Origin of the sequence: Enterobacter oligotrophicus (assembly GCF_009176645.1) — a bacterium.
Taxonomy (GTDB): Bacteria; Pseudomonadota; Gammaproteobacteria; order Enterobacterales; family Enterobacteriaceae; genus Enterobacter; species Enterobacter oligotrophicus.
Genome location: NZ_AP019007.1, coordinates 124,952 through 139,167, shown reverse-complemented (window position 1 = coordinate 139,167; position 14,216 = coordinate 124,952). Strand labels below are relative to the sequence as shown.

Below are 14,216 nucleotides of genomic sequence, written 5' to 3'. Positions count from 1 at the left end.
TTACAGCTGCGCCGCGTACTGCGCAACCGTTGCTTTCGCGCCTTTCTGAAGTAATGTCTGGTATGCCGCCATCACCGCGTCAACAAACACCGCTTCCTTCGGTAATTCTGTTCCAAAGATAGCCTCGATATCCAACAGCGCCTTCACGCGGCTTTCACCTTCTGCACTGCCGTTTACGGCTGCCTGGATCACCGCCAGCTGCGGATCGCTCACTTCAATGGCGTTCCCCTGCTCGTCCACGCCACCGACATAGCGCATCCACCCCGCCACACCAAGTGCCAGCAGCGGGAAGTCTTTCTGGTGCACCAGGTGCCAGCGCACGGAATCGAGCATACGCTGCGGGAGCTTTTGGCTGCCATCCATCGCAATCTGCCATGTCCGGTGACGCAGAGCCGGGTTGCTGTAGCGCGCGATCAGCAGATCGGCATAGTGACCTAAATCGACCCCTTTCACTTTGAGCGTAGGGGCCTGCTCTTTCAGCATTAGCGCGTGCGCGGCTGTACGGTAGTTCGCGTCTTCCATGCAGTCGTTAATGTGCTGATAACCAGCCAGATACCCAAGGTACGCCAGGAAAGAGTGGCTGCCGTTGAGCATACGCAACTTCATTTCCTCAAACGGAATAACGTCAGACACCAGTTCAGCACCGGCTTTTTCCCACTCTGGTCGTCCGGCGACAAAATTATCTTCTACCACCCACTGACGGAACGGTTCACAGGCCACACCTGCCGGATCACGCACGCCGGTCAGCTGTTCGATTTTATCCAGCGTTTCCGCAGTCACCGCCGGAACAATACGATCCACCATCGTTGACGGGAAGGTCACATTGGCTTCAATCCAGTCTGCCAGCTCACCGTCCACAGCGCGTGCATAAGCACAGGTGACGTTTCGCATGACGTGACCGTTTTCCGGCATATTGTCGCAGGACATCACGCTGAAGGCTGGCAAACCCGCCGCTTTACGACGCGCCAGTGCTTCAACCACAACGCCCGGCGCAGATTTAGGCTGGTGCGGATTTTGCAAATCAGCAGCGATAAACGGGTGATCGAGCATTAATTGCCCGGTGGCCGGTGAGTGGCAGTAACCTTTCTCTGTGATAGTCAGTGATACAATCGCCACCTGCGGTTCACACATCGCCGCCAGCACGCTCTCCAGCCCGTCAACCTGCGCGTGCAGCGCATTTTTCACCACGCCGACTACGCGTGAAGTCCAGGCATCGGCTGACATTTCCGCCACGGTATAGAGGTTGTCCTGCGCCTTAAGATCGGCAATCTGTTGCTCGCCGCCAATCAGGTTTACTTCGCAGTAGCCCCAGTCGCTGCCGTGTTCAGCAGCAAGGATATCGGTATAGACTGCCTGATGCGCACGGTGAAACGCACCAAATCCTAAATGCACAATACGTGCGTTGAGACGCTCACGGTCGTAATGAGGAAGTGTCGCCTTCGCCTGTAATAATCGGTTTTCCATGATTGTGACTCGTAAATGTAATTGAGGATCGTTTTGCCGCCGCGGCCACGTTACCGCTCGACCTGCTGACTACACCAACTAGAATGGTAGTTAATGCGTTATTTCTTTACCCGTAACCATACTGAATGTGCTGGTCTGAATATTGATTTACGTTAACTTTCTTCTAATTGGTGTGATACAAACTTCAAGTTGTGTGACATCTAAGGCAATAGATGTAAACCATGTTAGCTCACTGACGACGACCGGACTGCCACGCTATCTTCTGCATGCTCAGGCTCACGGCACAACGAATCGTAGGAATAGCCAGTAAGATCTTCCACCACGCGACGTGCCTCAGGTGTGGCATGCTGCGGTGAACCTTTTGCTTTCAGTCGGTCCAGTTCATCAACAAAAATTTTATGCGTGCGTTTGTTCAAATGGAATGTTAATGCCTGCCACAGAGCAAGGATCAGCAGCCCCGCAGTGCCGATAAACATCAACATAGCGATAGTGTGAATAGCTTCCGGCGGTTGCGTCTGGCTTCCTTTCACGAACCCACCGTTTTGCAGCAGGAGGCCAACAATAAAGGTGGCGATAGCAACGGTGGTTTTGCGGGAGAAGGTCATCACGGCGGCAAACAGCCCTTCCCGACGCTGGTGGCTTACCATTTCGTCGATGTCTGGAATAAACGGGAATACGTTCCACGGCGTAAATTCCAGTACGCAGCGCCCAACCTGATACAAACCCGCCAGAATAACCAGCGTCGCGACAGTATTCAGTGCCGGGATCTGGTACACAGCAAAGAACCCGCCCAGGCAGAGCATCATCAGAGAGTAGGCAAAGACATACAGTTTCGACGGGCCAAACTTAATGATCCCGATACCGGCAATCAGGGTAACCGGCAACCCGACGATACTCATCGACAGCAGGCTGCCTGCCAGCGAAGAAGAAACATTCAGGCAATAAACACAGAAGAAGACGAATACGGTGTTGTAAACATCCTTTCCGGTAAAAGAGAGCAGGTATATCGCCAGATGTTTTCTGAATGCACGAATTTTAAGGGTGGAACCATAATCTTTAAACAGACGTCCAAATGCAGCTAACTTTTCAGCCAGCGTTTTTTGCCGCTCGGTTTTTTCAAGCTCAGCCAGCATTTCAGGAGTCAGTTCGCGTTCCCATGTCACTTTCCAGGAGATAAATACGCAAATCATAAACAACACGGCAAAGATCACACCGTTAATAAGATAGGCTTCGGCACTTTTTTCACCAAAGTAGCCAATGAGTAAGCCTGGAATAAACGTTGCCAGAAATGTTCCAGATGCAGAGAGAAACATGCGACAGGTTGACAGCTTCGTTCTCTGGTTAAAATCTTTGGTCATCTCCGAAGGTAATGTTTCCCAGGGGATCAAGACCATCGCGGCAATAATTTCAAACGCCAGGTAGACTGCAAGATAAAAACCATACGTCATGCCATCAAGCCAGAGCAAGGCATACACCAGCATCAGCGGTGCCCCGATCAGCAAGAAGAAACGACGGCGACCGAATTTCTTCCCGAAATAATTCTTATAAAAGTGATCGGTATAACTCCCCATAAAAAGACTGACGACAGCATCGACAATCCTGGCAATAGCAACTATCGATGCCGCTTCGACAGGTGACAAACCCACAAATGTCGTATAAAAAAACAGTAGCCAGGCACCAATGACGGTAAATGCACCACCGCCCATAATGTCTGTTAATCCATACCCAATACTGACCGGGATGGTTACATTTTTATTTTTGCGTAACATGTTCTATCCCCACTCTAAGAGTAGTTATTTAAAATTTAAAATAGTTATGAGCGTTATCGTGGCAAATATTGCTTATCATTTTTGTGAGTATCTTGTTATTATCGGGGACTTCCCCTTTTTCTACCCAACCGCCAATTAAATTACACAAGATCCTGCGAAAATAATCATGCCGGGTATAAGAAACCAGACTTCTTGAATCTGTGAGCATACCGACAAAATTCATTAACAAACCCTGGTCGGCAAGACTGTTAAGTTGATTTTCCATCCCCCGCCGCGTGTCGTTAAACCACCAACCGGAACCAAACTGCATCGGCGACTTCACGCCGAGTTCAGCAGACTGGAAATTGGCAATGGTAGAGGCAACGATATCGTTATAACTGGCATTAAGGTTATAGAGTATTGTTTTGGGTAGCCCTCCATTCTGTGACATGGCATCTAAAAGCCCGTTCAGGCTTGAAGCCAGATGAGACTGATCGGTTATGGAATCGAACCCGGTATTCAGCCCCAACGTCTGGTACATCCGGGTATTATTATTGCGAATCGCACCAAAGTGAATTTGCATCGCCCAGTTGTGCTGTTTATAGTGCTTTGCCAGCATAATAAATATGGCACTGTCCAGAACCGCATTATCCAGATGATTAATCCCCTCCCCTTTGCATTTGCGCGCAAAAATGGCTTCAACCGATTGTTCATCGGCAGCCTGATAATGTATTTCGACCGGGCCGTGATCCGAAATACGGCATCCCATTTCATGGAAATAATCAATACGCATTCCGAGCGCGGTAGAGAAATCAGAAAACGAATGAATATTTACCCCTGTCAGCGCGGATAATCGTTCAACAAAGGTGGCAAACTGCGCCGGACTTTCTGCAAAAACATCATCCGGACGGAACGTAGGCAGCACCTTCACTAAAAATGTTTCGTCGTCACGTAATAGCTGGTGGTAGTGCAATGTGTCCAGCGGTGAATCTGTGGTACAGATCACTTCGACGTTTGAACGGTTAATCAGCTCCCGAGGCGCAAAATCGGGGCGTTGCAATAAACGATTGCAGTGCTCCATAATGTCGCGCCAGTTATGGCTACCAAGCTGCTCGTCACAGAAGAAGTAATGACTCAGTTCTAAATGCGTCCAGTGATAAAGCGGATTACCAAAACTGGCTTCTACCGTTTCCGCCCATGCAGCGAACTTTTCCTCCGGTGAGGCATTTCCGGTAATGTATTTTTCATCAATACCGTTCGCACGCATCGCTCGCCATTTATAGTGATCGCCACCCAGCCAGAGCTGAGTCATATTCTCTGCGTTTTTATTCTCGAATATCTCTTTGGCATCAAGATGGCAGTGATAGTCGATAATGGGTAAGTTTTTGGCAACGTTTTGATATAAGCGTAAGCCCGTTGCATTGCCAATCATAAAATTATCGTTAATAAAACTCATAACAGCGCTCCATATTTTTGATTCTCTCCGGCCTTGCCTTTGTGAGCTTTTGCTTCAGCCGCATCTTCCGCCTCGCTCAAATCGCGGTCACGTACTTCCGGCATTAACACCGCAGAGATCAACCCAATCAGCGAGTACGCCACCAGCATCGCAACAATGGGCCACCAGGAACCGGTCATATTGCAGAAGATCCCCGCCAGCACCGGGCCAAAGCCGACCGCCACAAGCCCCCCCGCCTCTTTCGAGATAGCCATGCGGGTAAAGCGATTACGTGAGCCAAACATTTCCGCCATAGTGATATTTTCCAGCGCGAATAACCCCAGCACCGCAACGTTATGGATAACGATGATGGACATCATGATCACACCCGGCGCATAGCTTTTATCAACGATAATCGACAGCATCGGGTAGGCCAGAATAATGGCGGAGATGTTGAGAATGATGTACGGCAGACGACGCCCGACTTTGTCAGACAGCCAGCCCAACAGCGGGATAGAGATAAAGCCGAGGATGGAACTGATCATCAGCGCGTCGGTAGGAATTGCTTTATCGAACAGTAATGACTGCACCAGATAACCGGCAAGAAACGTCTGGATCAAACCTGAATTGCCCGCCTGACCAAAGCGCAAGCCGGTCGCCAGCCAGAAGGATTTGCTTCTGAACATTGCCCCCAGGGATGTCTCCTGCGCAACCGCTGGTGTCGCCGCGTCAGCATCGTTCACCTTTTCAAATACCGGGCTCTCTTTGAGGTTCATTCGCAGCCAGATGGCAAAAATCATCACCACCACGCTTGCGAGGAAAGGCACACGCCAGCCCCAGGCAACCAGCTCTTCACGATCGAGGGCAAAAAACATAACCGCCCAAATCGCCGTCGCGCTCAGCGTCCCGCAGTTAGTCCCCATCGCCACCAGCGACGAGATGATGCCGCGTTTCCCTTTCGGCGCATACTCCGCCAGCATGGTTCCCGCACCGGAGATTTCCGCCCCTGCACCCAGCCCCTGAATAATACGCAGCGTCACCAGTAGCACCGGCGCGAAAATCCCAATCTGCGCATAGGTCGGCAGCACACCGATCAGCGTGGTACAGATCCCCATCATGGTAATGGTGATAAACAGCACCTTCTTACGACCGATACTGTCGCCCATTCTGCCGAAAATAAAGGCTCCGACGATACGCGCAATATAGCCCGCGCCGTAGGTCCCCATCGCCAGAATCAGCGCCATTGCAGCTGACTGTTCAGGGAAGAAGATTTCATGGAATACCAAAGCAGCGCCCAGCGAGTAGAGCTGGAAATCCATAAACTCCAGAGCGGTGCCCAGCCAGCCAGAAACGGCGGCTTTCACCAGATCTGAAGTCGTTCTTTGAGGTTGTGCTTGAGTCATAATAGCTATCTCTGAAAGGTAAGATGCGTACCACTCAGAGCCTGTCTATGCAGGCTCTTAACCGCTGTGTTTTTATTAGCCGAACGTGAGCAAGACTTTGCAGCACTGCCGCTGGTCTTTTTCAAACAGTTCGATTGCGTCTGTTACGTGGTGATAGTCAAAGGTATGGGTAATCAGTTTTTCCGGGTCGATCAGCCCCTTTTCCAGCCAGTCGATAACGACCGGGAATTTGTTGGCGTTCAGGCGCGAGGAGAATATCGACAGCTCTTTCCCGGTGATCCCCTGCTGGACAATCTGGCTTGAGTCACTGGAAAAGCCCATCAGCACGATACGTGCCGCCGGCGAAGCCAGCGCGATCGCCTCCTGCAGAATCGACGGATGACAGGCGGCATCAATAATTAACGTCGGTTTGATCCCTTTTTCTTCCAGGGCAGCCTGTAACGGCTGTTCGCCATTGTTAAATACCCAATCCGCGCCGCTGCGCTGCGCCATCGCCAGCCGCTCGTCAATCCGGTCGACCACGATAACCTGCTTCACCTTGTAGACGCCTTTCAGCGCCTGTACGGTGACCAGCCCCATCGGACCTGCGCCGTAGATCAGCGCAACATCCTGCTCCGTTGGCTTTGCCTGGCCCGTCACGTTCGCAGCAATGGTAAACGGCTCCACCATTACGGCGTGTTTGTCTGAAATAGCATCCGGAATAGGCCAGGCGTTTTTTGCCGGAACCACGGCATATTCGCTGAAACCGCCGTCACGGTGAACACCCAGCACCACCAGCGAGGTACAGACGTTGGGTTTACCCACCGAGCATGGGTAACAGTGGCCGCAGCTGATCACCGGATCGACCGAAACGCGCTGGCCCAGGCGGGAACGCTCAACGCCCTCGCCTACGGCATCAATCACGCCGAAGAACTCATGGCCGATGACGCGCGGGTATTTGGCAAACGGGTTATGACCACGGTAAATATGGCTGTCTGAACCGCAGATCCCCGCCAGCGTGATTTTGACGCGCACGTCCCCGGCGGCAGGCTCAGGGAGCGGGCGTTCTTCAATTGCCAGTTCGTTCGGCTGTTGAATGACTACGCTTTTCATCGTTCACTCCTTTTACCAGTTCCACAGGGTGCCATCTTCAAGGCGAGCTACGGGCAGGTAAGCCGGGTCGTATGGATATTTCGCCGCCAGTTTTTCGTCAAACTCAATGCCCAGCCCTGGTTTATCGCCTGGGTGCATATAGCCGTTGTCGAAGCTCCAGCTGTGCGGGAAGACTTCCAGCATCTGCTCGGAGTAGCCCATATATTCCTGTACGCCAAAGTTCGGCACCCACAGGTCGAAATGCAGCGCGGCAGCGTGGCAAATCGGCGACAGATCTGACGGGCCGTGTGAACCGGTACGCACCTGGTAGAGTGAGGCGAAGTCCGCAATACGACGCATCCCCGTGATGCCGCCCGCATGAGTAATGGTGGTGCGGATGTAGTCGATAAGCTGTTCTTCGATAAGCTGTTTGCAGTCCCAGATGCTGTTGAACACCTCGCCCACGGCGATCGGCGTAACGGTGTGCTGGCGGATGAGACGGAAACATTCCTGGTTTTCCGCAGGGGTTGGATCTTCCATCCAGAACATGCGGAACTCTTCAATGCTTTTACCAAAGCGCGCCGCTTCGATAGGCGTCAGGCGGTGGTGCATGTCGTGTAGCAAATGTTCATGGAAACCAAATTTGCTGCGCACCGCATCAAACAGTTTCGGCGTGAAGTCGAGGTACTTCTCAGTAGACCAGAGCTGCTCTTCCGGCCAGTTACCTTTGGTGGCAGGCTCATAGGCCAGCCCTTTCCCTTTGGACATGCCGTAGGTGGTTTTCATCCCTGGCACACCGCACTGAACACGGATAGCCTTAAAGCCCATCTCTTTGTGACGGGCGTAATCTTCCAGCACGTCATCAATGGTGTGGCCGGTTGTGTGGCAATAGACCATCACCCCTTCGCGGGATGCGCCGCCCAAAAGCTGGTACAGCGGCATGTTGGCGGCTTTCGCTTTGATATCCCACAGCGCCATATCCACAGCGGAGATCGCCGACATAGTGACCGGGCCGCGACGCCAGTAAGCGCCTTTGTAGAAGAACTGCCAGATATCTTCGATACGGTGCGCATCGCGGCCAATCAGCTGCGGGCAGAGGTGGTCTTTCAGGTAAGAGGCAACGGAGAGTTCACGTCCGTTCAGTGTGGCATCACCAAGACCGACGATCCCCTCGTCGGTGGTGATTTTTAGGGTGACAAAGTTACGCCCTGGGCAGGTAACAAAAACTTCAGCCCCGACAATCTTCATAATCCAGTTCCTTACATCGTTCGTTGTGATGCAGGAAATTTACGCAACTACACTACTACCATACAAGTATAATGATCATAAAATCAGCGAGCGATCACAAAACGAGGGCGCTTAAGCGCGCCCCCAGCCTGCCACAATGATCAGCATGCCGCACAGCGCAACCCCTGCACCAGCCCAGTCGTATACGCTAAGTTTGACGCCATCGACCACGCGCAGCCATAGCAGCGCTGTGCAGACATACACGCCGCCATAAGCAGCATAGACCCGCCCGCTGGCGGCCGGATGCAGCGTTAACAGCCAGACAAACAGCGCCAGAGCCACACCCGCCGGGACAAGCAGCAGCACCGTTCCCCCCTTCTTCAGCCAGAGCCAGGGTAAAAAGCAACCGATGATTTCACACAGCGCGGTGGCAAAAAATAACAGTGTCGTTTTGAACATGTTTGAGGTTATGTGAGGATTGATTTAAACATCATACCCGATAATAGCCTTTACTTTTCCATACCTGCGGCGCGGGTATGCCGACATTTCGGTTTGGTGTAGAATTCGGATTGGGTATACCGCATATCTGCATCGTTTTTAAAGGAACACGCTATGACTACATTAAGCAAACGCCTTTGTCTGACAGCGCTGCTCGCGCTGTCAACGTTCACCTTTGCCGCAGCAGCGACTGCCGAAACCAGCAAGCTCATTATTGAATCTGGTGACAGTGCGCAAAGCCGTCAGAACGCCGCCATGGACAAAGAACAATGGAATGACACCCGCAGCCTTCGTCAGAAAGTGAACAAACGTGCTGAAAAAGAGTGGGATAAAGAAGATGTCGCCTTTGATGCGCGTGATAAGTGCCAGCAAAGTGCTAACGTCAATGCCTACTGGGAGCCAAACACCCTGCGCTGCCTGGATCGTCGTACCGGCCGCACGGTTGCACCTTAATCTCGCGGAGTGAAAATGGCTGATATATCAGACGTTAAACTTCGTCCGCTGGAGCGCGAGGATCTGCGCTTCGTCCACCAGCTCGACAACAATGCCAGTGTGATGCGCTACTGGTTCGAAGAGCCTTACGAGGCGTTTGTCGAGCTGTCCGATCTTTATGACAAACACATTCACGATCAAAGCGAACGTCGTTTTGTGGTGGAGTGCGAAGGTGAAAAAGCCGGTCTGGTCGAACTGGTTGAGATTAACCACGTTCATCGTCGGGCAGAGTTCCAGATCATTATTTCCCCGGAACATCAGGGAAAAGGTCTCGCCACACGGGCGGCAAAGCTGGCGATGGATTACGGATTTAACGTCCTGAATCTCTACAAGCTCTACCTCATCGTGGATAAAGAGAACGAAAAAGCGATCCACATTTACCGTAAACTGGGCTTTATGGTAGAGGGCGAACTGATCCATGAGTTCTTTATCAATGGCGAGTATCGCAACACCATTCGCATGTGCATCTTCCAGCATCAACATCTGGCCGGGCATAAATCGTCAGGTGCCAGCCTGCTGAAACCGACCGCGCAGTAATCTGCGCGGCTCTTACTCAATAGTAATCAATGCTGTTTTTAATGGTGTATTTGCGCTCAATGGCAGGTTTTACGCTGTCATCGACGATCACCAGATCGCAGCTCACCGGGTTGTTATGCCTGTCGTAGTCGCAGCTCTGCTTCACATTGCCCATTGGTTTATCGTTCAGCACACTCACCGCCGTGTAATCCATTCGTTTACGCAGATCCTTTGATGGCGTCGACTGGACGGATAAGTGTTGATCTCCGGATACGGTCGTTTTGCCCAGCGGATAGCCGTCGGTGTCGTAGCGATATTTGACTTCCATCTCTTTACCGTGCGCCGCCACCACGAAGCCATTGTCGTCGGTGTCCCACGTCACACCCGCTGAAGGTAATTCCGCAAGCTGGCATTTCCCCTGCAGCTTCACTTTCTGCTGCTGGGTTTCAGCATCAAGATAATAGTTCGCATCCAGTACCAGTGCGACGCCGGTATTGGCCTCCAGATCGTGCAGCTCCAGGGTATCGAAACACCCTTCCGTCGACAGGGTGCCGGTCACGCGTTTTGAGACCTCCCCCTTGTCGTTAAACAGGGTCTGGGTAAAGTCTTTGACCGGTCCGCGCAGAGGATCAAAGTCAAATTCGTTTGAGAAGCTGGCCATTTCCGGCGTAAATGACAACGGCGCGGAATTGTTATCACATCCCACCAGTACCATCGTCAAAAGCGCTATTGCTGCGTATTTCTTCACATCATTTACCGATACAGAAAGATTATTCCCAATCATATTAGCAAATACAGATGTTTACACGAACCCTGCTAAAATTAATCTACACACAGAGAAAAGGAGCTACAGATGAAACGGTTAACCTGGATTACCGCCCTGCTGATGTTGAGTGCATCACCGGCCGTACTGGCTGCCCCCGATTCCTGCGAGCGCGTGAAAAGCGACATCCAGCAGAAGATCATTAACAACGGCGTGCCGGAGTCCGGCTTTACGCTCAACATCGTCCCTAACGATCAGGCCGATCAGCCTGATGCACAGGTGGTTGGGCATTGTGCCAATGATACCTTCAAAATTTTGTACACCCGCACAAGTAGCGGTAACTATCCGGTCAGCGGCGCGGGTACTCAGGATAACGCCCCCGCTGAACCACAATGATTTTCTCGACTCAATACCCTTTCAGTTGACGAGGATTAATATTTAATACCCCCAAATAAGTAACATTCACCCCATCATTAGCCCGGTTGTAATCACGGGTGAAAATAATACGTAATAACAATGATGGGGTGAGTCATGTCCGATGTTGAACATCACGGCGGGATTAGCCGTCGAACTCTGGTTAAATCCACCGCAATAAGTTCACTGGCGCTTGCCGCCGGAGGGCTGTCATTACCGTTTGGTTTGAAAAGTGCCGCTGCCGCGGTGCAAAACGCCATGCAACCGGCTGAAGATAAAGTCGTCTGGGGTGCCTGCTCTGTAAACTGCGGGAGCCGTTGCGCGCTGCGCCTTCACGTGCGTGATGACGAAGTATACTGGGTCGAAACCGACAATACCGGTGATGATATTTACGGCAACCACCAGGTGCGCGCCTGCCTGCGCGGTCGTTCCATTCGCCGCCGCATCAACCACCCGGACCGTCTGAACTACCCGATGAAGCGCGTGGGGAAACGGGGTGAAGGTAAGTTCGAGCGCATCTCCTGGGAAGAAGCGCTGGATACGATCGCCCACAGCCTGAAAGGTGTGGTAGACAAATACGGCAACGAAGCGGTCTACATTAACTACTCATCCGGAATTGTTGGCGGCAATATCACCCGCTCCTCCCCTTATGCTTCGCTGGTGGCACGTCTGATGAATTGCTACGGCGGTTTTTTAAGCCACTATGGAACCTACAGTACCGCGCAAATCGCCTGCGCGATGCCTTACACCTACGGCAGTAATGAGGGCAACAGCACCTCGGATATCGAAAACACAAAACTGGTGGTGATGTTCGGCAACAATCCGGCGGAAACGCGTATGAGCGGCGGCGGGATTACCTATTACCTTGAACAGGCGCGTGAACGTTCTAATGCGCGGATGATTGTTATCGATCCACGCTATACCGACACTGCCGCAGGCCGTGAGGACGAGTGGATACCTATCCGTCCGGGGACGGACGCCGCGCTGGTAAGCGCGCTTGCGTGGGTCTTGATCACCGAAAACCTTGTCGACCAGCCTTTCCTCGATAAATACTGCGTCGGCTACGATGAAAAAACGCTGCCGGAAGGTGCGCCAGCAAACGGACACTACAAAGCCTGGGTCCTCGGTCAGGGTGATGACAACACGGCCAAAACGCCGGAGTGGGCCGCCCGCATTACCGGCATTCCTGCAGACAGAATCATTAAGCTGGCTCGCGAAATCGGCTCCGCTAAACCGGCCTACATTTGCCAGGGCTGGGGTCCACAGCGCCAGGCCAACGGTGAGCAAACCTCTCGCGCCATCGCAATGCTGCCGATCCTCACCGGTAATGTGGGGATCAACGGCGGGAACAGCGGCGCGCGTGAATCCACCTACACCATCACCATCGAACGTATGCCGTTACCGGATAACCCGGTGAAAACGCAGATCTCCTGTTTTAGCTGGACAGATGCCATCGCCCGTGGCCCGGAAATGACCGCCCTGCGCGATGGTGTGCGCGGCAAAGACAAGCTGGATGTGCCGATCAAGTTCATCTGGAACTACGCCGGTAACACCATCATTAACCAGCACTCCGATATCAATAAAACTCACGACATTTTGCAGGACGAGAGCAAGTGCGAAATGATCGTGGTGATCGACAACTTCATGACCTCATCGGCAAAATATGCCGATATTCTGCTGCCGGATTTAATGACCGTTGAGCAGGAAGACATCATTCCTAACGATTATGCAGGCAATATGGGCTATCTGATTTTCCTGCAGCCCGTTACCGCGCCGAAGTTTGAGCGTAAACCAATCTACTGGATCATGAGCGAGGTGGCGAAACGCCTCGGGCCGGATATCCACCAGCGTTTCACCGAAGGCCGGACTCAGGAACAGTGGTTGCAGTATCTGTACGCCAAAATGCTCGAAAAAGATCCGCAACTGCCGTCCTATGACGCGCTGAAAAAAATGGGCATCTACAAGCGCAAAGATCCGGCTGGACACTTTGTGGCTTATAAGAAATTCCGCGATGACCCGGACGCGAATCCATTAAAAACCCCGTCGGGTAAGATTGAGATTTACTCCAGCAAGCTGGCAACTATCGCTGCCACCTGGGAGCTGGAAAAAGATGAAACGATCACCCCACTGCCCGTTTATGCCTCCACCTTTGACGGCTGGGATGCCCCTGAGCGCAGCAAATTCCCGCTACAGATGTTCGGTTTCCACTTCAAGGCCCGCACGCATTCCAGCTACGGCAATGTCGATGTCCTTCAGGCCGCCTGCCGCCAGGAAGTCTGGCTTAACCCGCTTGATGCCGACAAACGCGGCATTAAGAACGGTGATATGGTCCGCGTCTTTAACGATCGCGGCGAGGTGCGTATTCCGGCGAAAGTTACGCCACGCATCATGCCCGGCGTGAGTGCGATGGGCCAGGGAGCCTGGCACGACGCTGACATGAACGGCGATCGCATTGATCACGGTTCGTGCATCAACACGTTAACCACGCACCGCCCGTCACCGCTGGCGAAAGGCAACCCGCAGCACACGAACCTGGTGCAGATCGAGAAGGTGTAAGGAGTAACCGATGACAACCCAGTATGGATTTTTCATTGATTCCAGCCGTTGTACCGGTTGCAAAACCTGCGAGCTGGCCTGTAAAGATTACAAAGACTTAACGCCGGATGTCAGTTTCCGTCGTATTTATGAATACGCGGGCGGTGACTGGCAGGAGGACAACGGCGTCTGGCATCAGAACGTCTTTGCCTATTACCTGTCGATTGCCTGTAACCACTGCGAAGATCCGGCGTGTACCAAAGTCTGCCCGAGCGGTGCGATGCACAAGCGCGACGACGGTTTTGTGGTGGTGGATGAAGATGTCTGCATCGGCTGTCGCTACTGCCATATGGCCTGCCCGTACGGCGCGCCGCAGTACAATGCCGCCAAAGGGCATATGACCAAGTGCGATGGCTGCCACACCCGCGTGGCGGACGGTAAAAAGCCGATCTGCGTGGAATCCTGCCCGCTGCGTGCGCTGGACTTTGGCCCGATAGACGAACTGCGCAAAAAACACGGCCAGCTTGCTGCGGTGGCACCGCTGCCGTCCGCGCACTTCACGAAGCCGGGCATTGTGATTAAACCTAACGCCAACAGCCGCCCGACGGGTGACACCACCGGCTATCTGGCAAACCCGAAGGAGGTGTGAG

13 protein-coding genes are annotated in these 14,216 nt (G+C 52.7%); 5 read left to right on the top strand and 8 right to left on the bottom strand.

Annotation, left to right across the window (positions count from 1 at the left end; all coding sequences use genetic code 11):
• The 7 genes from EoCCA6_RS00705 to EoCCA6_RS00675 form a co-directional block, all read right to left on the bottom strand.
• On the bottom strand, positions 1-1,464 hold the full coding sequence (locus EoCCA6_RS00705) for a mannitol dehydrogenase family protein (protein ID WP_152081002.1): 1,464 nt from the start codon (positions 1,462-1,464) through the stop codon (positions 1-3).
• 224 nt (positions 1,465-1,688) lie between these two features.
• Complete coding sequence (locus EoCCA6_RS00700) at positions 1,689-3,233, bottom strand: MFS transporter (RefSeq protein WP_152081001.1); 1,545 nt, start codon at positions 3,231-3,233, stop codon at positions 1,689-1,691.
• Positions 3,234-3,261: 28 nt separating this feature from the next.
• Entirely contained in the window at positions 3,262-4,668 is a 1,407-nt protein-coding gene (gene uxaC, locus EoCCA6_RS00695) for a glucuronate isomerase (protein WP_152081000.1), read from the bottom strand.
• A complete protein-coding gene (locus EoCCA6_RS00690) occupies positions 4,665-6,050 on the bottom strand; it encodes an MFS transporter (RefSeq protein ID WP_152080999.1) in 1,386 nt (461 codons plus the stop codon). Before EoCCA6_RS00690 ends, uxaC begins: the two co-directional genes overlap by 4 nt.
• 75 nt (positions 6,051-6,125) lie before the next feature.
• A complete protein-coding gene (locus EoCCA6_RS00685) occupies positions 6,126-7,142 on the bottom strand; it encodes a Zn-dependent oxidoreductase (RefSeq protein WP_152080998.1) in 1,017 nt (338 codons plus the stop codon).
• Positions 7,143-7,154: 12 nt separating this feature from the next.
• The gene (rspA, locus tag EoCCA6_RS00680) at positions 7,155-8,369 is read right to left on the bottom strand and encodes a starvation-sensing protein RspA (RefSeq protein ID WP_152080997.1); all 1,215 of its coding nucleotides are present in this window, start codon (positions 8,367-8,369) and stop codon (positions 7,155-7,157) included.
• A gap of 111 nt (positions 8,370-8,480) precedes the next feature.
• Positions 8,481-8,807 (bottom strand): YnfA family protein, encoded by a 327-nt coding sequence (locus EoCCA6_RS00675; RefSeq protein WP_152080996.1) that lies wholly within the window; start codon positions 8,805-8,807, stop codon positions 8,481-8,483.
• Between the two features lie 153 nt (positions 8,808-8,960).
• Here EoCCA6_RS00675 and EoCCA6_RS00670 point away from each other — a divergent pair, with 153 nt between their 5' ends.
• Positions 8,961-9,299: a DUF1283 family protein gene (locus tag EoCCA6_RS00670; RefSeq protein ID WP_152080995.1), complete on the top strand. Its 339-nt coding sequence runs from the start codon at positions 8,961-8,963 to the stop codon at positions 9,297-9,299.
• 15 nt (positions 9,300-9,314) lie between these two features.
• Complete coding sequence (gene speG, locus EoCCA6_RS00665) at positions 9,315-9,875, top strand: spermidine N1-acetyltransferase (RefSeq protein ID WP_152080994.1); 561 nt, start codon at positions 9,315-9,317, stop codon at positions 9,873-9,875.
• A gap of 16 nt (positions 9,876-9,891) precedes the next feature.
• Here speG and EoCCA6_RS00660 read toward each other — a convergent pair whose 3' ends face one another.
• A complete protein-coding gene (locus EoCCA6_RS00660) occupies positions 9,892-10,569 on the bottom strand; it encodes a YnfC family lipoprotein (RefSeq protein ID WP_420841613.1) in 678 nt (225 codons plus the stop codon).
• Between the two features lie 138 nt (positions 10,570-10,707).
• On the opposite strand from EoCCA6_RS00660, the gene EoCCA6_RS00655 reads away from it, so the two are divergent.
• The 3 genes from EoCCA6_RS00655 (at position 10,708) to EoCCA6_RS00645 (ending at position 14,215) form a co-directional block, all read left to right on the top strand.
• Positions 10,708-11,013, top strand: coding sequence for a DUF1161 domain-containing protein (locus EoCCA6_RS00655; protein WP_152080993.1), 306 nt, complete (start codon positions 10,708-10,710; stop codon positions 11,011-11,013).
• Between the two features lie 135 nt (positions 11,014-11,148).
• Positions 11,149-13,587, top strand: a complete 2,439-nt coding sequence (gene ynfE, locus EoCCA6_RS00650) for a selenate/tellurate reductase subunit YnfE (RefSeq protein WP_152080992.1) — start codon at positions 11,149-11,151, stop codon at positions 13,585-13,587.
• 10 nt (positions 13,588-13,597) lie between these two features.
• Complete coding sequence (locus tag EoCCA6_RS00645; protein ID WP_152080991.1) at positions 13,598-14,215, top strand: DMSO/selenate family reductase complex B subunit; 618 nt, start codon at positions 13,598-13,600, stop codon at positions 14,213-14,215.
• The last annotated feature ends 1 nt before the right edge of the window (position 14,216 follow it).

Excerpts from the sequence above, each read along its gene's own strand:
- uxaC (WP_152081000.1), bottom strand. The coding sequence starts at position 4,668 with ATGAGTTTTATTAACGATAATTTTATGATTGGCAATGCAACGGGCTTA.
- EoCCA6_RS00690 (WP_152080999.1), bottom strand. The coding sequence starts at position 6,050 with ATGACTCAAGCACAACCTCAAAGAACGACTTCAGATCTGGTGAAAGCC.
- rspA (WP_152080997.1), bottom strand. The coding sequence starts at position 8,369 with ATGAAGATTGTCGGGGCTGAAGTTTTTGTTACCTGCCCAGGGCGTAAC.
- EoCCA6_RS00685 (WP_152080998.1), bottom strand. The coding sequence starts at position 7,142 with ATGAAAAGCGTAGTCATTCAACAGCCGAACGAACTGGCAATTGAAGAA.
- ynfE (WP_152080992.1), top strand. The coding sequence starts at position 11,149 with ATGTCCGATGTTGAACATCACGGCGGGATTAGCCGTCGAACTCTGGTT.
- EoCCA6_RS00655 (WP_152080993.1), top strand. The coding sequence starts at position 10,708 with ATGAAACGGTTAACCTGGATTACCGCCCTGCTGATGTTGAGTGCATCA.
- EoCCA6_RS00700 (WP_152081001.1), bottom strand. The coding sequence starts at position 3,233 with ATGTTACGCAAAAATAAAAATGTAACCATCCCGGTCAGTATTGGGTAT.
- EoCCA6_RS00660 (WP_420841613.1), bottom strand. The coding sequence starts at position 10,569 with ATGGTACTGGTGGGATGTGATAACAATTCCGCGCCGTTGTCATTTACG.
- EoCCA6_RS00675 (WP_152080996.1), bottom strand. The coding sequence starts at position 8,807 with ATGTTCAAAACGACACTGTTATTTTTTGCCACCGCGCTGTGTGAAATC.
- EoCCA6_RS00705 (WP_152081002.1), bottom strand. The coding sequence starts at position 1,464 with ATGGAAAACCGATTATTACAGGCGAAGGCGACACTTCCTCATTACGAC.
- EoCCA6_RS00670 (WP_152080995.1), top strand. The coding sequence starts at position 8,961 with ATGACTACATTAAGCAAACGCCTTTGTCTGACAGCGCTGCTCGCGCTG.
- speG (WP_152080994.1), top strand. The coding sequence starts at position 9,315 with ATGGCTGATATATCAGACGTTAAACTTCGTCCGCTGGAGCGCGAGGAT.
- EoCCA6_RS00645 (WP_152080991.1), top strand. The coding sequence starts at position 13,598 with ATGACAACCCAGTATGGATTTTTCATTGATTCCAGCCGTTGTACCGGT.